Source organism: Tunturiibacter empetritectus, from assembly GCF_014201375.1.
In the GTDB taxonomy this organism is placed as follows: domain Bacteria; phylum Acidobacteriota; class Terriglobia; order Terriglobales; family Acidobacteriaceae; genus Edaphobacter; species Edaphobacter lichenicola_D.
In genome coordinates, this window is record NZ_JACHDZ010000004.1 from 572143 (window position 1) to 597200 (window position 25058).

The 25058-nt window shown below is 54.4% G+C and carries 14 protein-coding genes and 1 tRNA gene; 14 read left to right on the top strand and 1 reads right to left on the bottom strand.

Features of this window, described 5'->3' with window-relative positions; genetic code table 11:
- Positions 1 to 4 precede the first annotated feature (4 nt).
- From HDF10_RS14510 to HDF10_RS14575, 14 genes are all read left to right on the top strand, one after another.
- Positions 5 to 1186, top strand: coding sequence for an SIS domain-containing protein (locus HDF10_RS14510; RefSeq protein ID WP_183814566.1), 1182 nt, complete (start codon positions 5 to 7; stop codon positions 1184 to 1186).
- A gap of 3 nt (positions 1187 to 1189) precedes the next feature.
- Positions 1190 to 2467: a D-tagatose-bisphosphate aldolase, class II, non-catalytic subunit gene (locus tag HDF10_RS14515; RefSeq protein ID WP_183814567.1), complete on the top strand. Its 1278-nt coding sequence runs from the start codon at positions 1190 to 1192 to the stop codon at positions 2465 to 2467.
- Between the two features lie 121 nt (positions 2468 to 2588).
- On the top strand, positions 2589 to 3419 hold the full coding sequence (agaR, locus tag HDF10_RS14520) for a transcriptional repressor AgaR (protein WP_311732761.1): 831 nt from the start codon (positions 2589 to 2591) through the stop codon (positions 3417 to 3419).
- A gap of 334 nt (positions 3420 to 3753) precedes the next feature.
- Positions 3754 to 5754, top strand: a complete 2001-nt coding sequence (locus HDF10_RS14525; protein WP_183814568.1) for an alpha-galactosidase — start codon at positions 3754 to 3756, stop codon at positions 5752 to 5754.
- Between the two features lie 75 nt (positions 5755 to 5829).
- Positions 5830 to 7683, top strand: a complete 1854-nt coding sequence (locus HDF10_RS14530) for a glycoside hydrolase family 35 protein (RefSeq protein WP_183814569.1) — start codon at positions 5830 to 5832, stop codon at positions 7681 to 7683.
- A 216-nt stretch (positions 7684 to 7899) separates the two neighbouring features.
- On the top strand, positions 7900 to 9264 hold the full coding sequence (locus HDF10_RS14535; protein WP_183814570.1) for an APC family permease: 1365 nt from the start codon (positions 7900 to 7902) through the stop codon (positions 9262 to 9264).
- Positions 9261 to 10193, top strand: coding sequence for a carbohydrate kinase family protein (locus tag HDF10_RS14540; protein ID WP_183814571.1), 933 nt, complete (start codon positions 9261 to 9263; stop codon positions 10191 to 10193). Before HDF10_RS14535 ends, HDF10_RS14540 begins: the two co-directional genes overlap by 4 nt.
- A gap of 14 nt (positions 10194 to 10207) precedes the next feature.
- Positions 10208 to 11158: an alpha/beta hydrolase gene (locus tag HDF10_RS14545; protein WP_183814572.1), complete on the top strand. Its 951-nt coding sequence runs from the start codon at positions 10208 to 10210 to the stop codon at positions 11156 to 11158.
- Positions 11159 to 11440: 282 nt separating this feature from the next.
- Positions 11441 to 12634: an ROK family transcriptional regulator gene (locus tag HDF10_RS14550; protein WP_183814573.1), complete on the top strand. Its 1194-nt coding sequence runs from the start codon at positions 11441 to 11443 to the stop codon at positions 12632 to 12634.
- Positions 12635 to 13237: 603 nt separating this feature from the next.
- Positions 13238 to 15757, top strand: coding sequence for a glycosyl hydrolase family 18 protein (locus HDF10_RS14555; protein ID WP_183814574.1), 2520 nt, complete (start codon positions 13238 to 13240; stop codon positions 15755 to 15757).
- A 320-nt stretch (positions 15758 to 16077) separates the two neighbouring features.
- Positions 16078 to 19536 (top strand): TonB-dependent receptor, encoded by a 3459-nt coding sequence (locus HDF10_RS14560; RefSeq protein WP_260177890.1) that lies wholly within the window; start codon positions 16078 to 16080, stop codon positions 19534 to 19536.
- A gap of 9 nt (positions 19537 to 19545) precedes the next feature.
- Entirely contained in the window at positions 19546 to 20427 is an 882-nt protein-coding gene (locus HDF10_RS14565; protein WP_260177891.1) for a GntR family transcriptional regulator, read from the top strand.
- Complete coding sequence (locus tag HDF10_RS14570) at positions 20420 to 22588, top strand: beta-N-acetylhexosaminidase (protein WP_260177892.1); 2169 nt, start codon at positions 20420 to 20422, stop codon at positions 22586 to 22588. Before HDF10_RS14565 ends, HDF10_RS14570 begins: the two co-directional genes overlap by 8 nt.
- 155 nt (positions 22589 to 22743) lie before the next feature.
- Positions 22744 to 23922 carry a tetratricopeptide repeat protein gene (locus HDF10_RS14575; protein ID WP_183814577.1) on the top strand — a complete coding sequence of 393 codons (1179 nt, stop codon included), beginning with the start codon at positions 22744 to 22746 and terminating at the stop codon, positions 23920 to 23922.
- Positions 23923 to 24137: 215 nt separating this feature from the next.
- Here the strand turns inward: HDF10_RS14575 and HDF10_RS14580 are convergent.
- Positions 24138 to 24241 (bottom strand) — tRNA-OTHER (locus HDF10_RS14580).
- Between the last annotated feature and the right edge of the window lie 817 nt (positions 24242 to 25058).

The following is a 25058-nucleotide window of genomic DNA, read 5'->3' on the forward strand; positions in this document are numbered from 1 at the left end:
ACCAATGGCCACCTTATTCAGTTTCGTCGAAATGCCGGCAGAGAAGCAACAGGCACTGGGTCTGGTATTTACGCCACGAGAGATCGCTCAGCAACCAGATACCTGGGAGAGGACGCTAGGTATCTTTCAAGAGAATCAAGAACAGATCTGCAGCTTTCTTGACCAGATCGGCCTGCGTGGCCCAGTAGAGAAGAGGCCGGTCGTCATTCTGGTTGGCGCAGGAACCTCCGACTATATTGGGCAGGCTCTCGCTCTTCTGTTGCGGCAGAGTTGGGGGTGCGAAGTGCTGGCCTGTCCCAGTACTGATCTGCTGCCTAACCTCGAAGATTACATTGTCCCAGGCCGAAACTATCTCTGGATCTCGTTTTCAAGGTCGGGTGACTCCCCTGAAGGCGTGGCTGTGCTGGAACGGGCAATCCAGTTTTATCCGGAGATTGCTCACCTCATTATTACCTGCAATGCGGATGCGCGAATGATCACGGTCTGCAAGCATGCCACACACTCCTGCGTCGTCGTGCTGGATGCTGCAGTGAACGATCGCAGCCTGGCGATGACCAGCTCGTTTACGAATATGGTTGTCATGGGGCAATGCCTCGCGCATGCCTGGTCGATCGAGGAATATCGTCCCATCCTGCATCGGTTGGTTCGTGCAGGACGGCAGTTGTTGCTAAGCGGCGCGGAGGAAGCGGAACGTCTTGCGTCGCGAGGCTTCTCGCGTATCTGCCTGGTGGGCAGTGGCTCGTTGTTTAGCGTTGCGAAGGAGTCGGCGCTGAAGGTGCTTGAGATGACGGCGGGCCAGGTAAAGACGATGTCAGAGACAGTGCTTGGTCTTCGTCATGGGCCGATGGCCGCTCTCGATGATCAGACGATCTTCGTGTGCTTCGTCTCTCAGGACCATCGCAGGGCGCTGTATGCGCGAGATCTTCTCCGTGAGGTAGGGGAGAAGGGAATTACCGCGGAGCGTATCGCGGTTGGTCCAGCATCGGAAGAGGCGGAGATCAAATCCTGCTGCGAGTCGTACCTCTCCATCCATGATGAGATTCCTGATGCCTACAGGCCCGCGCTCGACGTTATCTTCGGACAGTTGCTTGGACTTTACTGCTCCGTCTTTCACCAATTGAAGCCGGACGCTCCCAGTCCGGATGGCGTCATCAATCGGGTCGTACAGGAGTTTGGGATTTATTAAACGATGTCATCTCTTCTTCAGGATCATCTCGCGAAACGCAAGGCGGGGATTGCCTCTGCTGTGTACTCGGTCTGCTCCGCACATCCCTGGGTGATTCGCGCGGCGGCAGAGCAGGCAGCACATGGACGTTCACTTCTGCTGATTGAAGCCACGAGCAACCAGGTGAATCAGTTTGGCGGATACACAGGAATGCGGCCAGCGGCCTTTTGCGAGTTTGTTCTGAGGCACGTTGCCGATGCGGGCTTTTCGCGGGGGTCTCTGATCCTGGGGGGAGACCATCTCGGACCGAACCCATGGCGAACTCAACCGGCAGCGAAGGCAATGGAGTATGCCGAGGCAATGGTTGCGGAATATGTTCAGGCTGGTTTTACCAAGATTCACCTTGATGCCAGCATGGCTTGTGGCGATGACCCGGCGGTGCTGCCGGATGAGGTGGTGGCGCAGCGGACAGCGCAGCTTTGCCAGGCGGCAGAGGGAGCGCGCGGCACAGGTCCTGCGCCGGTCTATGTGATTGGCACGGAGGTGCCCACACCCGGCGGCGCTACGCACGCTCTTGACGAGCTACAGGTGACCTCAACTGGCGCCGCAACCCATACCCTGGCTGTGCACAAGCGCGTCTTCGAAGAGCAGGGTTTGTCGGATACGTGGCGTCGCGTGATCGCTCTGGTCGTGCAGCCCGGAGTGGAGTTTGGTCATGATTCAGTGATCTCCTACGATCGGAAGAAGGCGAAGCCGTTGGTCGACTGGCTTCGCGCCCAACCCGAGAACATCGTCTTCGAGGCACATTCCACCGACTATCAACTCTCCGGCAGCTATGTTGAGCTGGTAGAAGATGGCTTTGCCATTTTGAAGGTAGGCCCCGCGCTGACCTTTGCCATGCGTGAAGCTCTCTATGCGCTCGAAGATATTGAATCGCAGCTGTTGCCTGCAGCGCAGTGCTCGGACCTTGCACGGATAGTAGAGGAGACGATGCTGCGAGAACCTGCAGATTGGCAGGTCTATTACCAGGGGACCTTGGAGCAGCAGCGGCTTCTGCGGATTTACAGCTATAGCGACCGGATCCGGTACTACTGGCATCGTCCGGAGATTACTGCCGCGGTCAATCTGCTGATCTCTAACCTGTCCTCTGTCTCGATTCCGGAGAGTATGTGCAGCCGCTATCTGCCGGCGCAATATGAACGCCTTCGTCGGGGCGAGATCGCTGGCGATGCTGTGTCTCTGATTGTTGATCGCGTTCGCGATGTGCTCCGAGTCTATGGGGCGGCGTGCGGACGACAGTAGCCACGTTTTGTCACCAGCCCGCGCAAGGGTGATCGGCTGATGCATATCTGGCTGCGAATTGCGCGCTATATTAGTGCATGGTAATGTCAAAGCTCACCATAGAGGCAGGATTCGAAATCATATGAAGCACAGGAATGCTCCAAAGGTTCCCATCAAGGCCGCGCCGCCAGAGGTTGAGCCCGGTTCGCAGATGCTCATTGAAGAACGTCGACAATATATCCTCGCGCTGGCTCGTCAGAACGGGCGCGTCATCGTTGAGGATCTTTCGAAGGATCTTGGGATTTCACGCATTACCATCCGCAAGGATCTCGACTACCTGCAGGCAAAAGGTGTTCTGCAAAGAACCCATGGGGGTGCTCTTCTTCCCCAATCGGGAGCTTTGTTTGATCCCTCTTTGAAAGAGAAGGAAACACAGCACTCACAGGAAAAACAGCGCATCGCGGATGCTGCGGTGGCGCTCGTTAAGGAGGGACAATGTGTTCTGCTCGACTCGGGCACAACAACCACTGCGATTGCCAAAGGGCTAAAGAAGTTTTCCTATCTAACCATTATTACGAATGCGGTCAATATTGCCGCTGAGCTCAGCGGGACAGATTTTGAAGTCATTCTGACTGGAGGCTCGCTGCGCAGGAATTCGTTCTCGCTGGTGGGCCCGCTTGCCGAAGAGGTGTTGGCCGAGATGCACGCCGACATTCTCTTTTTGGGGGTTGATGGGTTCGATCTGGAGATTGGGCTGACAACGCCGAATGTCATGGAGTCACGGGTCAATCGAGCAATGGTAAAAGCTGCTACAACGACTGTAGCCGTCTGCGACTCGACCAAATTTAATAGACGGAGCCTGTCTAAGATCGTTGAGGTCACTGCGATCGATCATGTCATTACAGATACCGATCTTCCGAAGGCAGTGGCGGAAGGAATACGGGATCTGGGTCTGAAGCTGACCTTGGTCTAGGATCACGCTCTCTGGCAATGGGCGGGATTCAAGCCGAACGTCGCACACTGATCTTGTCAGCGGATTGTTGCTGAGCGGAGCGTAAGGTTGCGCCCGTGAGAGGCGGATTTCTTCCGGTGCTCGCAGGCTCTTCATTGCACTCGCTCAAAACAGACCCGCTTTGAATCTCTGCTTCTTAAGATTTCGTAGATAATTGGGTCGAAACGGGACAGATTATCTTTTATTTCGTTATACTCCTTTTCTCGACGTAAATGGAGCCCCTAGACGTGTTCTGGGGCAAGAATCTACTTGAAAAGGCGGCAAGATAATCTCTATGCGATCCAGGCAAGTACGTATGCTTCTAAGTTGGATCTCCAGTGTCACTTTGTTGTGTGTTGGTAGTGCGGTGTCGGGGTCTGCGCAAGATTTGTTCGATGCGGGCGCGGTAACGTCTCATAACGATAGAGGCAAGTACTTCCTCAAAGACAACGCCGTCGAAGCCAGATGGGCTGTTGCGAACAATCGCCTGAGTGATCTCTCCGTGACGGATCTGCGGGATAAGCGCACGGTTTCGGTGCCTTCGTCCTTTAGTCTTCGCTTCGCCGATGGTTCGATTGTGCGTTCGCAAGACCTTCACTTCGCGGCTCCGCCAACGGTTCACGATCTGAAGGGACAGCCGAACGTCTCTCGTTACTCGGACGAGATTGACGGGAAGGTGTTTGAGGGTTTGCTTGAGAATGAAACGGGCGATCTGCGCGTCGATGTTTCGTTTGTGCTTCGCGACGGGTCGAACTACTTTCGCCAGATCATTGTGGTTTCGGCGCCGCAGAACAATCTTGCGATTCGTGATGTTCGTATGATCGACATAGACCTTCCGGAGGCGCAGGTCGCTGGAACCGTGGCTGGCAGCCCCATCATTGATGGCAATTTTTACTTCGGCTTTGAGCACCCGCTCGCGCTGGTTCAAAAGGTGAGAGGCCATGCGCTCGCCGATCTGGAGCGCACGCTGCCTCTGCCGAAAGGCCAGTCGATCCGGTACTCATCCGTGATCGGCGTAGCTCCTCCAGGCCAGATGAGGAGAGCGTTTCTTGCGTATCTCGAACGCGAGCGTGCCCATCCCTATCGCACCTTTCTCCACTACAACACCTGGTACGACCTTGGGTACTTCAATCCGTACGATCAGACGCAGGCGGTGGATCGCGTGAATACCTTTGGCCGTGAGTTGCAGGAGAAACGCGGCGCGAAGCTTGATTCCTTCTTGTTCGATGATGGCTGGGATGATCATGCCTCCTTGTGGAAGTTCAACAGGGGATTTCCTGATGGCTTTACCCCGGTGACCGAAGCGGCGGCAAAGTTAGGGGCTGCTCCCGGCGTGTGGCTTTCACCCTGGGGAGGATATGACAAGCCAAAGCAGGAGCGCATTCAGTTTGGCAAAGCGGCTGGCTATGAGATCGTTTCAGGCGGGTATGCTCTCTCCGGGCCAAAGTACTACGACGCCTTCCGCGATGCCTGTCTTGAGATGATCCGCAAGTACGGTGTCAATCAGTTCAAGTTCGATGGAACTGGCAATGCCAATACCGTCTTCCCGGGTAGCCGGTTCGACAGCGACTTTGACGCGATGATTCATCTGATCGGCGAGCTGCGTCAGGAGAAGCCCGATATCTACATCAATCTCACGACGGGAACCGACGCCTCGCCCTTCTGGCTGTTGTATGCGGACTCCATCTGGCGCGGCGGTGAAGATACTGACTATGCCGGTGTTGGAACCAATCGCGAGCGCTGGATTACCTATCGCGATGCGGACACCTACGCCCATATTGTCTCGCGGGGGCCGCTCTATCCATTGAATTCGCTCATGCTGCATGGGATTGTCTACGCGAAGCTAGAGAGATTGCTGAACACAGATCCGGGCAACGACTTTACCAACGACGTGCATGACTACTTTGGAACGGGAACTCAACTGCAGGAGCTTTACATTACACCGTCCCTGTTGACCGCGAGTAATTGGGACGTACTGGCGGAGGCAGCAAAGTGGTCGCGCCAGAACGCGGAGGTGTTGGAAGATACGCACTGGGTTGGCGGCGATCCAAACTGGCTGAATGTTTATGGCTGGGCTTCGTGGTCGCCGAAGAAGAGCATTCTGGTTCTGCGGAATCCATCCGATAAACCGCAGAGCATCACGATCGATCTTCGCAGGGCGCTGGAATTGCCGGCAGGTGAGGCTGAAGCTTACTTAGCCAAGAGTCCGTGGAAGTCTGACGAGGGGAAGGCTGCACTCAGTTTGAGCGCTCGCACTCCGCACCAGTTTGACCTCGGGCCCTTTGAAGTGCTGACACTCGATCTCCAGCCGAAGTAGCCTTCTCAGCCTCGTCACGGTCTGCTACCGTGATGAGGCTGAACAGCCCTAACAAAGAGGATTTAAGGAGATTGAATGTTCGCGTATCGCAAAGTATTTTCCTTATTCGTCGGCTGTTGGTTGATCACAGCCTTCTATGCTGGAGCACAGGTACCGGCCATCTCCCATGAGCAGGGACATACGTTTGAGGTGCAGGGCGACCACTTTGTTTTGGACGGAAAGCCGTTTCGTGTCATCTCGGGCGAGATGCACTATCCTCGGATTCCGCAAGCCTACTGGCGAGCTCGCCTGAGAATGGCAAAGGCGATGGGGCTGAACACAATTACGACCTATGTCTTCTGGAACGAGCATGAGCCGAAGCCCGGGGTCTACGATTTTTCAGGGAACAACGACGTTGCCGAGTTTGTGAGAGAGGCGCAGCAGGAGGGATTGTACGTGATCCTGCGGCCTGGACCTTATGTCTGCGCGGAGTGGGAGTGGGGTGGTTATCCGTCCTGGCTGTTGAAGGATCACAGCATCGTGGTGCGAAGCAGCGATCCGAAGTTCATAAGACCGGCGACGCAATGGATTACGAGGCTGGGACAGGAGCTGGCCCCGCTGCAGATTGGTAATGGCGGTCCGATCATCTTGACGCAAGTTGAGAATGAGTATGGCTCCTACGGCAAGGACCACGCGTACATGGAGCAGATGCGTAAAGCACTGGTGGACGCCGGATTTACGAAGTCACAGCTTTATACGGCGGATGGGCCGGAAGAGGTGACGGATGGGTCGCTGCCGGAGCTTCCGGTTGGAATTAACTTTGGCGGCGATGGTGTGGGCTCGGCGCAGGATGCTTTTGCGACCCTGAAGAAATTTCGGCTAGATGGGGTGCTCTTCAATAGCGAGTATTGGGCAGGGTGGTTCGATCACTGGGGCGGCAAGCACGCGGACACCAGTACCAAGGATCAAGCGACGAACCTGGACTGGATGCTGCGGCAGGGGTATTCGGTGAGCATCTACATGTTTCACGGTGGGACTAGCTTTGGCTGGATGAATGGAGCGAATATCGAGGGGGGAGTCTATGAGCCGGATGTGACGACCTATGACTACGACTCAGCTCTGGATGAGAGTGGGCGGCCCACTGCGAAGTACTTTGCGTTTCGCGATGTAATTGCGGGAGCCACCGGCGTTACTCCGCCTCCCGTGCCCGAGGTAGTTGCGCCGATCGGCGTTCCTTCGGTGACGTTGGCGCAATCGGCTTCGTTGTGGAAGAACCTGCCGGCATCGATTCGTTCGGAAGAGGTGTTGAGCATGGAGGACGTGGACCAAGCGTTTGGGTACATTCTTTATCGCACCCATTTGAAGGCGGCTGCCGGGGCCGATTTGGTGCTCGATCAACTGCATAGCTACGCGCAGGTTTATCTAAATGAAAAGCTGGTGGGTACGCTTGACCGCAGGCTGAAGCAGGACCGGCTCTCTCTTCCAGCTACGAAGAAAAACGCTCGGCTCGATATTCTGGTGGAGAATACAGGGCGTGTGAACTTCGGTCGCGAGATTGGTGGAGAGCGAGCCGGTATTACGAAGCAGGTGACGTTGGCTGGAACACCGCTTTTGGGGTGGGAGATATTCTCGCTTCCGATGACGGCGGTAGATACGCTTCACTATTCCACGAAGCCCTGTGAGGGCGCGTGCTTCTATCGTGGGTTCTTCGAGCTGGCTGGGGTGGCAGACACATTTTTGGACACCAGCGAGTTTACGAAAGGTGAGTTATGGCTGAATGGGCAGGCGCTTGGAAGGATATGGAATATCGGACCGCAGAAGACGTTGTATGCTCCCAGCCCCTGGCTGAGGAAGGGGCGGAATGAGATTGTAGTGTTTGACCTGCAGGGGAAGATGGGAGATTTTGTTCGCGGTTTGGAAAAGCCTGTGTTAGGCGGGGTTTCTCCATAACTGCTAAGTGTGCCGGAGTAGCCTTTCGAGACGCCGGGCTGCACGAGAATAACTTCGATTCCTAAAGGCTGTGTGAATAGTGTCGTAGGCTATTTATGTTCGCTCTTTGTCGTAATTGCTTATCCCTGCAATGACTTTGAAACTTATTAACGACTATTGACAAAGAATCTTTGCTGCCCGATACTTGTTTAAATCCATGGTGACCCGGAGCCTCTGATGCAGGTCGATCTAGCAGTTGTAGAGGGGGAGGATTTAGATCGGCGGATGGGGATCTTCGGAGCCTGCACCTCCAACATGCTGAACATGATAGGGGTAGGCCCCTTTCTGAGTATTCCTCTTATCCTGGTTGCAGTGCATGGTTCAAAGGTTTTGCTGGCCTGGATTCTAGGCGCGGCAATTTCATTGTGCGATGGTCTTGTATGGGCAGAGTTAGGATCTGCCATGCCATATTCCGGCGGACCTTACTTTTATTTGCGACATGCATTTGGAGCCCAGACATATGGCAGGGCAGCAAGCTTTCTTGTTCTTTGGTCCTCTGTACTTACTGCGCCGCTTCTTATCGCTTCGGGCGCAGTAGGTTTCTCGCAGTATTTTCATTACCTCAGGCCGTCCGTTAACGATGCGGGTCTTTGCGCGTTGGCGATGGCCGTCTGTCTTATCAACGTAATATTGCTCTATCGCAGGATCACTACCATCAGCGCGATCTCGATTGGTCTCTGGATACTAGTCGTCGGAACGATCGTCTGGATCATCATTGGTGGAGCGGAGCACATTCCGTCTGCTCTCAGAGCACAGATCAGCGGTGGGTATCCAGTTCTAGATGGCACGTTTTGGAAGGGTGTGGGTGCAGCGACTCTGATAGCTGTCTACGACTATGCCGGTTACTATAACGTCTGCCTGATCGGCGGCGAACTGAAGCGTCCCGAACGCACGATCCCATACTCGATTATCGTCTCCATCCTCATGGTGGCTATTCTTTACATTGCCATGAACCTTGCCATTCTAGGTGTATTACCGGTTCAGCAGAGCATGCATTCAAGCGCGATCGTAGCGGACTTCATGCAGACGGTTTACAGTGTCAACTCTGCAAGAGTGGCCGATGTGCTCATTCTGGTTGCGTCATTCGCTTCAGTGTTTGCGATTCTGCTTGGCTACTCGCGCATTCCATTTGCTGCCGCAAAACAAGGGGAGTTTTTCAGTATCTTTGCGAAGCTACATCCGACGGAAGACTTTCCACATATCTCGCTGGTTATCCTGGGCATTCTCTCCGCTTGTGCTTGCATGCTCAGTCTTAGTACTCTCATCAGTCTTGTAATTGTCATTCAGGCGATGATCCAGTTTCTTGCTCAGTGTGTCGCCGTAGTTTTATTGCGCCGTCGCCATACTGAAGAAAACAACGCGACGTTTCGTATGCCGCTCTATCCCTTGCCGGTAGTGATCGCTTTTATTGGATGGCTTCTTATTCTTGTCTCCACCGGTACGAGAGATATACTCATCGCTTTTGCGATAACGCTGATAGGCGTAGCGGCTTTTCTCTATAAATCACACCATGAACAAAGATGGCCTTTTGAACTCATATGACTAAGAGCTGGAATATTGCCGTTGCAGGTGAAGTGTTTGTAGACCATATTTTTACTGATTTCGATCACGTCCCATTGCCGGGAGAAGAGGTCTTCGCGGAGCAGTATCACCGTGAGGCTGGAGGAGGGACTGTCAACACAGCATGTGCTCTGGCTCGTCTTGGACATCACTCGTCCATCTTTGGCGTGTTCGGTAACGATGAAGAGGCGTGGCTTCGATCGAGGCTCAATTCGTTTGGAGTACATGTCGAGCATTCCTGCTCCTCCGAGTTACCCAATGCGCTTACTATAAGTATGTCGACAACGGCGGATCGCAGCTTTTTAAGCTATGCGGGAGCAAATAGAATTCTGGAAGAGTTCGTAGTTTTGCCTGAGACAATTGCTGCCCTTTCCATGGCTCAGCATATTCACTTTGCAATGCCGCTCGAAGTGGGACTCGCAAGAGTATTGCTGCCTTCTCTGCGAAGCGCCGGTTGCACTCTTTCTATTGATCCGGGATGGCGTAAGGATTGGTTCCTAAACACCGACAATCTCGATGTATTGCGCATGGTAGATCTGTTCTTACCAAACGAAAGTGAAGCGCAGTTGCTGACAGGGCACAAGGCACCGGAGCGGATGTTACGTGCATTTGCAGAGTTGGGGTTGGAGCACACGGTTGTCAAACTGGGATCCCGGGGAGCAGCTGCTCTTCAACATGATCGTCTGTATACGATGGAGCCCCCTAATGTTCAAGTTGTAGATACTACCGGAGCAGGCGATGCTTTCGATGCGGGCTTCATCGATGCCTGGTTATCGGGGGCCGATCTCGAAGAGCAACTACGGAGGGCGTGTATTTGCGGCTCCCTCTCTACCCGTGCTCGCGGCGCACTTACCGCGTTGCCTTTCCGCGAAGAGATTCAGGATGATGTACTGGAAAAATCTATCTTCTGAATCGTGGAGAACGAATGTCGAACCTGTCAATGGATCCTGCATTCGCTCCACTAGCTAAGCAACCGAGAGTAGCCCTTCGTGATCCAAACGTCGTGCGTGAAGCGCTCTCTGCAGCACGGCTGGGAGCGCGGCCACTACCAGATTCTGACATTGAGATTAAAGACTACGATGTTCGCTCCACTGATGAGGAGGGGGTGCAGATACCCGTGCGGATCTACCGCAGAAGAAATGCGGTGGGTTCGCTGCCTGTCCTGCTTTACTTTCACGGTGGCGGATTTTTTTGCGGCGACCTTTTTTCTGAAGAGCCACAATGTATCCATTACGCTCTGAACGCCCAGTGCGCTGTCGTATGTGTTGCATACAGACTTGCACCTGAAGAACCATTTCCTGCTGCTCTTAACGACTGTTATCGGACTCTTGAGTTTCTTTGGAGAGAAAGCCGCGATTTGAATCTCGATCGAGACTTTATTGCTGTAGGAGGCTCGAGTGCGGGAGCGAATCTTGCTGCCGCGGTCGCTCTTCTTGCTCGCGATCGTATGGGACCGAAGATCTGCTTTCAGATGCTATTGATTCCGGCCGTGGATGACCGTCTTGAGACACTGTCAGCACGTCAATTTACGGACGTTCCGGACTTTGGAAGATCTGAGGCAGAGGTTATGTGGCGCTGGTACCTGGGTGAACAGGCACATGATATTTCGCCATATGCAGCGCCAGCAAGAGCTACGGATTTATCTGATCTGCCCGCTTCCTATGTACTCTGCGCCGGCCTTGATCCGTTGCGTGATGAAGGTCTTGACTATGCACGTCGTCTGACAGAAGCCGGAGTAGCCGTTGAACTCCATCTGGTGCCATCGATTCCTCATGGCTTCGCTAGTATTCCATCCGCGGCGATCTCAAAGCGGTTGTTGAAAGAGCAGGTCGAGGTGTTGCGTGGCGCATTTTCGCGCAAATCGGAGCAGTTGTGAGCCCATGGCCCCTTCAGCATGCGCACCGACACGGGCGGTGGCTGATCGCCTAATCTCAATCCATAATGGTCCAAAGAAGGATTCTGACGTCGCATGCATTTTTCTGCGAATTAGTAAACGCCAAAGCGATTTGATTTGAAGATCTCGGCTAGTTTCTTGATCGTGGACCTAGTGAGAATATGATTTTGAACTGGAATCTGCCGTCAGCATCAAGTATCACCGGAGGGGTTGTGGTAGATAAGCCTGAATGGTGCAATTCCAATCGTTATTTAAGGCGGCGTAATGAGTAAGAACCGGTTGTTGATTGGTAATCCAGCGTTAATGCGTCAGACCAATGCGCGCATAATTTTGATGCTGTTGAAGAAACTGGGTCACTCTTCGCGTGCAGATATCGCACGTGAAACCGGCATGAGCGCACCAACGGTTGCGAACGTCATCTCTGACCTCAACGATATGGGGCTTATTGAGTGGATTGGGGAAGGTGCCTCGAGTGGAGGGCGACGACCTGACAATCTTCGTTTCAAAGCTGACTATGGGTATCTTGCAGGCGTGGATGTCACGGTCGATTCGTTTCGAGTACTGCTGACCGACCTTAACGGAACTCTTCTCGAGGAGCAATATGAACCTTTTGCGAAGGAAGCCCGGAGCCCGAGCGCCGTTATTGAGGTGTTGCGTGTCTCTCTGAGGGAACTAATGCAGAGACGTGGTCTGCCATGGAAAAAGTTACTAGGGATGACAGTCGGTGTGGCCGGAATCACCAATACCAGAGATGGAATTGTCATCTCTGTCAGTAGTTCAGACACCTGGAGAGACGTTCCTCTTCTGGAGATGCTAAGAAAGCAGTTTTCTTGCGCTTTGTTTGTTGAGAATGATACCAACCTTGCTGCGATTGGCGAACACTTTTGCGGGATTGCCCAAGCCGAGGAGAGCTTTATCTTCGTGGCTGTGGGTGCGGGAGTAGGTGCGGGAATATTTATCAATGGCCGGATCGTGCACGGATCAAATTGGTCGGCTGGAGAGATCGGTTATCTTCGTATTCCCAATATCTCCAGCATGCAGCCTGCGTTGTACGAATTCGGCCGTCTAGAGCAGGTACTGGGCGCCCCAGGCATTTTAAGGAGTTGGAACGCAGTTAGTCATAAGGCTGGAGCATCGGCAAAGGTACGCAAGGCAAGTAGCGTGCTTGACCTTGCGTTAGAAGGGAACTCAGTTGCACAGAAGATTGTTTATCAACGCGCCCGCCTTCTTAAGGACGTGGTTCTGAATCTCTCTTTGACTCTGAATCCCAGTCTGTTTGTATTCGGAGGCGATCTTGGCGCCCATCCGGCGCTATTTGAGCCGACGGTGGAGATGCTCCGCAAGAGTGAAATCGCGGTCGCCCGGGTGCTCCCGAGCAGCCTTGGAAATTCGGCGGTGGTATGGGGTGCCATCGCCGTCGCAATGAAAGATGCGGAACAGAATCTATATCGCTACTAAATCGAAGACTGATGAAATGCAACAAAACTGAACAGTAGGTTAGATTGCTGGATCTCCTCTTCTGCTTGTTCCATCCTGCCGGGCAATCCACGGTCCACAAAGACGTGATCGAAAGATCGACAGCACTTTGCATCGCCTTGGGTAATAAGCTGATCTGCCGGCGGACCTCTCCGTAGAGAAGAAGAAATGGTGGTTTAGGGTTGAAATCTTGTTGACCGACCAACATTGTAATGATAGGTTCGTAAGTATCTTTTCGAGCCTAAGATTTAATGTCTACATTTCGGGTTGATGTCGTTGTAAGCAGAGCTTTTTTGCGGCTAACTCGTTTTCTGGCGCATTTCGTTCTGTTCTGTCGACGCATCGATGGAGGTTTCGAATGTCAACGAACGTCGAAGCGCTTACTACCCGCAATCATTGGTTGGTTGTTTCATGGGCACTTGGGTCGCGGTCTGGATCCTCTCTCCTATCCTGTTTGCTCCAGGCTTTATCATGGGGCCGCTCACAGGTTGTTCCCGAGAGTAATCTGATGCGACTCCGCCCGAGTTCCCAAACTTCCAACCGCGGGTGGGCGGGGACTATGCCCCCCGGATTCAAGGAGATCTGATGAAGCGTATTATCCTCTCTGCATTTCTGCTCTGCAGCCTCATCGCTTTGATGCTGCCTGGGGCGGCGTCAGCCCAGAGTATTCCCAATTGGGCAGTTGGCGTGTCCTACTCTGTTGGTTCGCTGGTGATGTATCAAGGTGTCGAATACAAAGCGCTCCAAGCTAACGTATCCGAAGTCGGTTGGGATCCCATCGACGCACCAGCCCTCTGGCAACAGGTCGGCAGCGGTAGCTCCTGTACCACGATACCGAGCACTCCTACCGGTCTGGCGGCTTCTGGGACCACCAGCTCTGGCACAAACCTTAGTTGGTCAGCAGTCACCTCCCCCACAGGCTGCAGCGTTAGTTACAAAGTTTTGCAGGGGGCAACCTCAATTGCAGCGCCGACGACAACATCCGATGCCGTAACTGGCCTCTCTCCTTCGACGGCCTACAGCTTCACCGTCGAAGCGACTGACGCCGCCGGCACATCGGCAGCCAGCCCTGCAGTGAATGTAACGACTCTGGCAGGGTCCGGCGGTGGCGGAGGCACGTGCGGTACAGCGTGGAGTGCTACTGCTGTCTACACTGCGGGAATGACAGCGAGCCTGGGAGGGCAAAATTACGTCGCCAACTACTGGACGCAGAACCAGAGTCCGGCAACCAACAGCGGTGGCGCCGGCAGTGGGCTGCCCTGGACTGCGACAGGAGCCTGTTCGAGCTGCACAACTGTGCCCATTGTCCCAACTGGATTGGTGGCTTCAGGTACAACCAGCTCCGGCACGAACCTGACTTGGACGGCGGACACTACTCCTACAGGCTGCACTGTCAGCTATAAGGTATTGCAGGGTGGGAGCTCGATCGCAACCCCGACCGCGCCATCCGATGTTGTGACCGGCCTTTCTCCTTCGACGACCTATAGCTTCACCGTGGAGGCGACCGACTCTGCTGGCACCTCAGCAGCGAGTTCCGCTCTAAACGTTAAGACCTCAGCGAGCTCCTGCACGACTAAACCCAGCGCCCCCACAGGACTAACAGCCTCGGGTGCGACCTCCTCAACGGCAAACCTTAGCTGGACGGCAGTGTCTGCTCCATCTGGCTGCACGATCAGCTACTCGATATCGGGAGGACCGTCCACTCTAACTTCAACGACTGCATCTGATATTGAGAGCGGGCTGGCTCCATCCACCACTTATACCTTCACCGTGGTTGCTACTGACTATGCCGGTACGTCGCCCGGAACTTCGGTAAACGTTACAACGACAGCACCAAGCACCTTGATGGTTGGCGGGTGGTTTGAAGAGTGGAGCATCTATTATGCCGGCTACAACATTGCGAACATGCAGACCAATGGTGTCGCTGACAAACTGACGCATCTCTTTTACGCTTTCAGCGGTTTGACAGCGCCAACGTCTGCGACCGCGGCATGCGTCATCGCTGACTCCTATGCCGACTATCAGAAGTTGGGTATGCCTCAGGTCACTGGACCGTACAGCGGGGCCGGGGGGGTCTATGGAAACTTTGGCGCAATCCAACAGCTCAAGGCCGCTCATCCCAACCTTAAGGCGATCATCTCGATAGGCGGTGCAAACGCTGCCGCCGTGTCCGCCTTCACCTCTGCCGCAAGCACTGCAGCCGGACGCACAGCACTAGCCAGCTCCTGCATCAACATCTTCATTCAGGGCAATATCGCCTCAGGGATCACCGCTCCGGGTCTGTTCGATGGCATCAATATCGATTGGGAGTTCCCGACACCGACGGACACGACGAACTTCACTGCATTATTGACAGAGTTCCGCAGGCAACTGACCGCTCTATCGACAACTACCGGGAAGACGTATCAATTGAGCTTTGACGCGCCTGCCGGGCCGTCAGACGCCAACAACCCGGGCGGCTTCGATACGATCGATATTCCAGGTACGTTCGCTCAGTCTGATTACGTCACCATCGATGGCTACAACTACGCCGGAGATTGGGAGTTGGCGACCAACGACGCCTCTCCTATCTATGACGATGCTGCCGATCCCTTGAATGGAACCGGCAATACGATCGATGCGACGGTAAACTACTACCTCGCGAAAGGTGTACCGGCCTACAAATACACCATGGGCTTCCCGGCGTATGGTGCGGGGTGGACCGGGGGATTGAATAGTACAAATTGTGGCGAGTATCAAAACGCGACTGCGGTTTCTCCAGTTCCTAACGCCAATGGGGCTGGGGTTTGTTCAACGGGTAATAACCAAAGTTCGCCGGCGGCAGGATGTGACACGTTGCTTACGAACGGGCTAGCAACCTATGGGACGATCAAGAACCTATTGAGCAACGGGTATACCGCTTGCTACGACTCCACAAGAATCGCCACTTCGGCGTTCAACCCAACCACACAGACCGTTTTCAGCTACGACGATGCCACCTCGATAGCTGCGAAGGCAACCTATATCAAGGCGCATGGTCTTGGTGGCGGCTACGTGTGGGCGGTGAAAGACGACGATGCCAATGGAACTATCGTGAAAGCCCTGGCTGCAGGTCTCAATCCGTGATCTATAGCCATGCGATCAAAGGCGTCCTTACCGGTCTCTGGGACAGGGCGCCTTATAAGTTCACCAGTCAGATCGCGGCGAGCCGCGATCTGACTCCAACCTAAACCTACTGTGAAGAATGATTTTAGTTGTGGCTGCGATACAGAAAATTTAGATTCTTACACCAGAAACCCGCACCACTTATGGAGAGGCTCATGATAAAGTCACGTTCCGCTCGTTGCCGAATACAACTCAACACTTCAAGGTTGTGTGAAGATGTTGCGTTCGTTGATTCCTCTGCAAAGAGGACGAGTTTCATCAAACGGTACTCCTGTCTGCTGATGATGATTCTGCTTGTGTTCGCTCTACCGACGCGCGGACAGGAACTGGCAGGAACCTTCACCGGTACGGTCACGGACACCACCGGAGCTGTGATTCCGCATGCCATCGTGACCATCACACTCAATGGAGTGGACGGCAACTCTCGCGTGGTGCAATCGAATGACTCCGGCAACTATACCGCCACCAACCTTCCTGCCGGAACCTATACGATCAGCGTCTCGGTTGCGAGCTTCGAGAAATTCTCGGATCGTAACGTCATCCTGAATGTGGCGCAGAAACGAACCGTGAATGTACAACTGAAGGCCGGATCCCAGAGCCAGACCGTGACGGTTGAGGATAACCCTGTGACTGTCGAAACAGAGAGCAGTTCCCAGGCCGGGACCATCTCCGGAACGCAGTTGCGCGAGCTAGAGCTGGTCAATCGCAACTTTCAACAGTTGGTTACACTGCAGCCGGGAGTTGTGAACCTGCTCGGCGATCAGCCCGGCTTTGGCGGGATCAACAGTACCTCTGCTGTTTCGATCAACGGCGCACGCTCTACAGCCAACAACTGGTCGGTGGACGGCGCCGATGTCAACGACAGCGGCTCGAATGCCACGCTGCTTAATATTCCCAGCGTCGATGCCATCCAGGAGTTTACGCTGGAGAGGAGCTCCTACGATGCCAGCTTTGGGCGCAGCGGCGGTGGCCAGGTCCTGGTAGCCACTCGGTCCGGTACCAGCTCGTTCCACGGCTCAGCCTATGAGTTTGTGCGCACGGCAAACACAGACGCAAACACCTACTTCAACAATCAGCAAGGTCTTCCACGTGCCCCAGATCACTACAACAACTACGGCTTTACTCTGGGCGGACCAATCTTTATTCCCCACGTCTACAACACAGGCAAAACTAAGACCTTCTTCTTCTGGTCGGAGGAATGGCGCAAGATCACGAGTCCCAATGGGCAAAATGTAGCGGCGCCTACCGCGGCACAGCTGGCCGGCTCGTTTTACGCACTCAATGAGCCGAGCGCACCCGCCGGTTGCATAACTGGATGGACACCTAATCCGAATACGGTAGTAGGGGGTGGCACAGGCACCATCAATCCCAGCTGCTTCAGCGCAAACAGCAAGGTATACCTTTCGCAAATCTTCAGTAAGAACCAGGCCAACGCCATGGCCGTCAACACAAACACCGGCTTTATCGGTGGCAGCCAGATCTCGTCTTTCTCTACTTTGAACAACTTCCGCCAAGACCTGGTTCGCGTGGACCACTACTTCAACGACAAGCTGCATTTCTTCGCTCGCGGCATGCAGGATGACGCTCCCAGCAATCAGCCTCTGGGGCTTTGGGGTGGTAACAACTACCCGGGGGTGGTGAATGTGGGCATCAATGCTCCCGGTAAGAATGTCGTGGCCAATCTTACTTGGACGATCTCTCCGAAGATGGTGAATGAGGTAGAGTTTGCCTACTCGCAGGGAACAATCAGGGGGGCGCTCTCAGGCCCAGCAAACTCACCGTCCATCCTCTCGTCGCTGACCAACAACCTGGCCAACCCAGACCCGTACGGACGCATTCCGACCGTGAATATATTGGACGGATCAGTCACTGGCGTTTCGCAGGGCAGCGCCCCATATTTCGAAAGAAACCTGGATCGCAATATCTTTGACAACTTCTCGGTGACTCTGGGAAATCACACCATACGCGCAGGCGTAACGGCTCAGCAGTTGTTGAAGACGGAGGACGCCTCTGAGGGTAATCCAAACTTCACCTTCAATAGCTGGGGAGATTTCCTGCTAGGTAACGTGAATCAATACACGCAGGCCAACCGGGACATCGTGCCGGATCTGCGCTTCTGGAATACGGAAGCCTATGTTCAGGACGATTGGAAGGTGAGCCACAGGCTGACGCTGAATCTGGGCCTGCGCTGGACACGGTTCCCTTCGCCTTCCGACGCGAAGAATACTCTGACCAACTTCGATCCGTTGGTGTACCAGTCGACTCTGGCCCCGGCCCTCGACAACACCGGAAACTTTGTCCCTGGGCAGGCCTTCACGCCGGCGACTTATACCAATGGGTTGATCTTCCCCAAAGGCGCTGCCTGCACAGCTGCCAAGGCCATTTCGGCGCAGGTCACCTGCTCTCCTTATGGAAGTAACGTGAACCCCAACTACAACTGGAACTTTGGACCACGTGTGGGCTTTGCCTACAGTCCTTTTGGAGATGGCAAGACCGTTCTGCGCGGCGGATTCGGTCTGTTCTTCGATCGCACGCTCAACGGCATCTGGGAGCAGAATGCATTCGGAGACCCGCCGTTGGTGCAGACGACTACAGTGGTTAACGCGTCGTTTGACAACCCGACGGGAGTTGGTTCTGCTGCGCCCCCGGCGCTAGGACCGAACGCGCTGACAACAACAGGAAGCCCCGCCTTCAAGGTTCCCTCGTATTCGGATTACAACCTGTCGGTGCAACAGCAACTGGCCCCGACAGCCACCCTGGAGATCGCGTATGTTGGCTCGCAGTCCAGGCACCTGCTCGGCGAACTGGATCTGAATCAGCCGACGCTCTCCACCCGCGTGGACAATCCCCTCTCACCTCTCAACAACATACGCCCCTATTTGGGTTATTCGGACTTCCATACCAGGTTGCCCATCTTCACCTCAAACTACAACTCACTACAGGTATCGCTGAATCTTCGGACGACGCGCGATTTGACACTGGGCGTCGCCTATACCTGGTCGAAGAACCTGTCATCCCAGACCAACGACCGCGGCACTGCAAACACCTATACCTATGATCCGAAGCTGGACTACGGACCCTCTGGGCTGAACGAACCGCAGATCTTCATCGCCAACTTCGTTTACAAGGCGCCGTTCTTCCGCGAGCAGCATGGACTCACTGGGCATGTGCTTGGCGGCTGGGAGCTCTCGGGTATTACCTCTTTCAACTCCGGAGTATCTACAACCGTCACTCAGGTACCTGATCCATTCGCCTGCACCACTCCGAGCAATACCGACCCTGCAAGCCCTACCAACCCCCTATGTACCGCAGACAGCGCACCGGGCACCTATCCTGGAGGCTTCGGCATCAATAGTCCGAACGTTGACATTGTGGCTCGTGCCGATCAGGTGGCTCCAGTTCACCTGCCCAAGACTCAGAAACAATGGTTCACGACCAGTTCCTTCGCCACAGCCCAAGGCCACTTTGGCAGTGCTGCGCCTGGAAGTTTCCTGAGTCCAGGTACAGAAAGGATTGATTTGGGTCTGTTGAAGAACTTCAGGTTCACTGAAACTATCAATCTTCAGCTGCGCGCTGAGGCCTTCAACCTCTTCAATCACACCAATTTCGGCAATAGCGGCGGAGGTGTGGGTTCGACACTCAATGGCATAGATGTTGCTATTGGAGACAGCCAATTTGGACAGGCCACCAGCACTCGTATACCGCGCACCATGCAGTTCAGCGGAAAAATTTACTTCTAACAAGAACACATGGTTGCGAAGGTGGACCAGCGCGATGCTTGCGTCTGGTCCACCTTTGCGAGCAGACACTGTGAGCGTATGACTACAACTCCTTCTCAAACAGCCTCAGCGGTGCGGTCGCTCGACAAGAACGGATTTGTTCCCCTGTACTACCAGATTCAGCGCGCACTGATTGAGAAGATTCATTCAGGAGAACTACGGAAGGGAGATCTTCTGTCTTCTGAAGGGGAGCTTGCGCGCGACTATCAAGTAAGTCGGGTGACGGCGCGGCAGGCTTTGCAAGGACTGAAGGCTAGCGGCTATGCGTTTAGCCAAAGGGGGCGCGGCACCTTTGTCACTAAGTCCAAGATTGAAGAACAACAGTCGCAGTTACGAGGCTTCACGGAGGAGACTATGCAGCGCGGCATGGTGCCATCCTCGCGTGTGTTGGAGCAGAGAGTCGTCGATGCCAATAACGAATTGGCCGAGAACCTGGAAGTTCCAATCGGAGCACCCGTAATGATACTTCACCGTCTTCGTCTAGCCGATGGAATTCCCATGGCGGTCGAGAAAACCTTCGTCTCGCTCGCGCAATTTCCGGGTATCGAACAGACTAACTTCGCTGAGCAGTCGCTTTACCATACACTGCGTGAACAATTTGGTGTTCGTGTGGCCTGGGCGGCTGAAGCAATCGAAGTTCTGCCGGCAACACGGGAAGAGTCTGAACTATTGGACATTCCTGCGAAAACGAGCGTGTTGTCTATCTCGAGAAACACAATCACAGCAGAGCAGACGCCGATCGAAGTGACAGTCTCAAGATATCGCGGCGACCGATATCGCGCGCTGATTCGTATTCCGGCGGCAACCATCCACATAGGCGAGAGAGTCTACGAAGAAGGATATTTTGCATAAGGAATATATCGCAAGCGGCAAACTGAGGATCTTACAAAAGCAACCTGATTCGTTACGTTTTCCCTTTTGCAAATTAGCCTCGAGGCGGTTCAACAAGGAAGAGGGTGGCATGTTTATGGTTAGTGTGATGCGTACATGGTGCGCAATTCTTGGGCTATGCTTCATGCTGCCTCTCTGCAGCTCGTCCGTGCGGGCGCAAACCCCGCTTCCTGTCATCCCTCTTCCTGCGACTGCAGTACAAGGGCAGGGCAGTCTGTTAGTCGATCATGGGTTGGCGGTCGTTTTCGAGGGCCATACTGAGCCGCGCCTGGAACGCGCGCGGATACGTTTCTTTGACACTCTATATCGTGAAATCGGGATTCCCGAAGTACCCGCCTCGCCTGTCAAGAGAGAGCAATTAGTCATCAAAATTGCCGGGCCGAGCGCAGCAGTGCAGCAGCTTGGTGAAGATGAGTCTTACCATTTGGAGATTACGGCATCAGGGGCACTCCTCACTGCGCCCAATCCTCTCGGCGTGCTGCATGGTCTGCAGACTTTTCTTCAACTTGTCCACAGCACTCCTGAAGGATTTGCAGTAGAAGCAATAACGATCGATGATCGGCCACGCTTTCCCTGGCGCGGACTGATGATCGATTCAGGCCGGCACTTTATGCCGCTCGATGTGATTCGACAGAATCTCGATGGCATGGAGGCGGTGAAGATGAATGTCTTTCACTGGCATCTCTCTGAAGATCAGGGCTTTCGGATTGAGAGCAAGACTTTTCCGTTGCTACAGGAAAAAGGCTCAGACGCTCTGTATTACACACAGGATCAGGTTCGCGGCATTCTCGAGTATGCTCGCGACCGCGGCATTCGCGTCGTCCCGGAGTTTGACATGCCGGGTCACGCAACATCGTGGTTTGTCGGGTATCCCGATCTGGCGAGTGGTAACGGACCGTACCAAATTGAACGCCACTGGGGAGTTTTTGATCCGGCAATGGACCCTACCCGTGAGAGCACCTATCAGTTTCTCGACCAGTTCCTCGGGGAGATGACTGCGCTTTTTCCAGATGCCTACTTCCACATCGGCGGGGATGAGTGCAACGGTAAGGAGTGGGACGCTAACCCACGCATCAAACAGTTCATGCAAGCGCACCATATCCAGGATGACGCTGCCTTGCAGGCTTACTTCACCGGCAGGGTGCAGAAGCTCGTCACCAAGCGCCACAAGATTACAGTGGGTTGGGACGAAGTGTTACAGCCAGATACGCCCCACGATGTCGTTATCCAGTCATGGCGTGGCCAGGATTCGCTGGCAGAGGCTGCACGGCGGGGTTATCGCGGGATTTTGTCAGCAGGCTACTACATTGACCTGAACCAATCAGCAGCCGATCATTATGCAGTGGATCCTCTGGTGAACGGCACGGTCGCGCTATCCGCAGCACAGACAGCCAACGTCCTCGGTGGTGAAGCTACCATGTGGACGGAGTATGCCACACCCGAGATTGTAAACAGCCGAATCTGGCCGCGGACTGCCGCCATCGCGGAGCGGCTTTGGTCGGCTCAGAGCGTAAAAGATGTCAACTCCATGTACCAACGTCTCGACGTTCTTTCACAAAAGCTCGCGTATTACGGTCTGCCATACCTAAGCGTCAGCGAACAGATGTTAAGGCGTCTGAGTGGCTATTCCGATTCAGCGGCTCTGCAGGTACTGGCGAGCGTGGTTCAGCCACCCAGGGATTACGCTCGAGAGGGGTTGAAGTCTTATGATGTCTTCTCGCCTCTGAATCGACTTGTCGATGCGGTTCCTCCCGAAAGCGACAAGGCACGGGAGTTCAATGAGGTTGCCGCGCGAATCGCAACAGGAAAAGCCCTCTCGGGAGATTGGCAGGAGGCGCGTCAATGGCTGGTGTTGTGGCGAGACAACGATGCAACTCTCCAGTCCTCGTTGGTGAAATCCTCATTGACCGCCGAGTTAATACCGCTGTCCCGCAATCTCTCCCAGGCAGCCACGATCGGTCTACTCGCCCTCGATTCGTTACAAAACAGCACGCCGGTAAACGCCGAAACGCAGAAGAAGCAACTGTCCGAACTTAAGGAGTTTGAGAAACCAGAGGCCGTCCTGTTGAATATGATCGTCCCAGGAGTGGAGATGCTGGTACAGGCAACCAGGACTCAATAGAGATGTGTTTGAAGAGCACGACCTGATCTCTCGTTCCCTAGTTATCGATTTACCCCAGCGGCTGGAAGATTGAGGAAGTCAGTCCACTGAACGATGCCGTTGCATGTCCCGCTTCAGCGAGAGAAAATCGGAGCGGATGTAGGAGGAGAGATCTATTGAGTTACAGGTTAGCTATCTGGCTGGCACTGGGGATGGTCACCTGGGGGCCCTTGGTACAGCCACAGGGCGATCCGGCACAGGCGGCGCTTCCAGGCAATCAACAACAGAGCGCGACTGAGTCCGAAGCGACCCTGATTGCCTTATCGAAGGCCCATCCAACGAATGCTGAGCCTTTTGCCCAGTTGGGCCTTCTTGAAGCCCGCCGGGGCCACTACCCGCAGGCGATTGTCTTTTATCGTAAGGCTATGGCGTTGAAGCCCGCGATGCGTGGCCTGCGTTTGAACCTGGGCCTGGCACTCTTCAAGGACGGCCAGTACAAACAGGCGATTCAAACCTTCACTCCACTGCTCAGGTCACAGTCGCCGTCTTCCCCTGAGAGGCAGCGCCTGACTGTGCTGGTCGGAATGTCGCACTACGGCCTGGGCGAATACCAGGCTGCAGTTCCGTATCTGAAGCAGGCTGCGGACCGTGACGGGCAAAATCTTTCGCTGCTTTTGACGTTAGCGCATAGCTGCCTGTTGTCGAAGCAGTATCAGTGCGTTCTGGATGCCTACCACCGGATGGTTGCACAGAATGCCGAGTCCGCCGAGGCCGATATGCTGGTTGGTGAAGCGCTAGACGAAATGAAAGATACGATCGGCGCGACGCGGGAGTTTCGCGCCGCAGTTCAGGCCAATCCGAAGGAGCCTAATGCGCACTTCGGACTGGGCTACCTGTTGTGGACGCAAAGGCAATACCAGGAGGCTTCCCAGGAGTTTCAGGCCGAGCTCGAGAATACGCCGGATTACTCCCAGGCTATGGTCTATCTGGCCGATGCAGATATTCAATTGAACCGGAATGAAGATGCCCGCGCCTTGCTGGAAAAGGTGGTGAAGATCGACCCTGCAACTTCTATGGGGCACCTCGATCTGGGCATTGTCTACGCCGAGGCCGACCACAAAGAGGAGGCGCTGCGAGAGTTCAAAGCGGCTGCTGAACTGAAGCCGGATGATGCGAATGTCCACATGCGTCTGGGGCGGCTGTACCGCTCGATGGGGGAGGCCAGTGAAGCGAAGAACGAATTTGACAAAGCTCGTAACCTGAACAGAACCGCCCACGACGCGCTCATTACTGTGATGTCCAGCGCTTCCGACAAAGACAACAAGTCTCTGACGAGGTCACCTGCCAACAAATAGCAACCAGAAGTCGAGTTTTGCGTTTCGGTGCGAAGTTCGGGGTTACATAGAAATTCATTGGCGCTAAACGACGCTAACCCTATCCGTTTACAAGAGTAAGGTCGGGGATGTTCTGTTTGGAAGCATGTGCATCAAGGCGGTGGCATCGTGAGCAGCATGCACTGAAGATGGGTTTGTGCCCGTTTTCACAAAAAAGAATGTACTGATTGAGAATTTGGTAGGCACGAGCGGATTCGAACCGCTGACCTCTACCGTGTCAAGATCTCAACGTAGCGCAACTTATTGAAACTAGTTGGCACAGACCGCACTCTACGCGCCGCTGATTACATGGAAAAACGCTGCTCTTGGACCCTCGTTTGGCTTCTACCCTTCATGGGTAAAATATCAACGTGGCGAAGACTGATGTCGCGCGGCACCGGCCGAACAACGGGATGCCCGCTCCGATCAGTACTGGCACGTGTGATCATCAGTCGGTCGATCAGGCCGGCCGCCAGGAATCGCTGAATGGTGATGCCGCCGTCTATATAAGCATGTTTTGTGGCCGTGAGCTTTGAGTCGGGTTACGATTTCGGAGGGTTCGCCGGACATCTGCTCGACCACTCTGTCCTTGACCGATGAGAAATCGAGCGGACGGCGGCTCAGTACGACCACCGGCTTCCAGATGTAAAAAATCATTTGCCGAATGTCAGCACGACTTCGAAGGTTTTGCGACGGAGGCAAAACACCACATCCGTACCACCAAAACGCCACATCAAAACTCCCACTTTTCCGAAGACCCTAGCAAAACACCACAAACCCACCACCAAAAATAATGAGACGGTTGACATAAGGCTCGGAAGGCTTACTGCTTGGGCCTTTGACGGGTCCGAGACGAGTAGTCTTTTACTCTAGCTCGGTCGAGCTTGATCGACAATGCTCATAGAGTAAGGGGGATTATGCGCGATACATCTCCGAGGACAGCAGAAGACCAGCGCCTTATTGAAATAAGTCTCGCACCAAGAACTGGCAGCGATGGGGTACATATCTGCCGGAGCGTCAGTGGGGAACCGTTCGTGAGGATTACTCTTACAATTGCGATGTCTGGAACTCGTTCCCTTATGAGATGGCTCAGTACCGAGCCTACCGCTGGGGCGAGG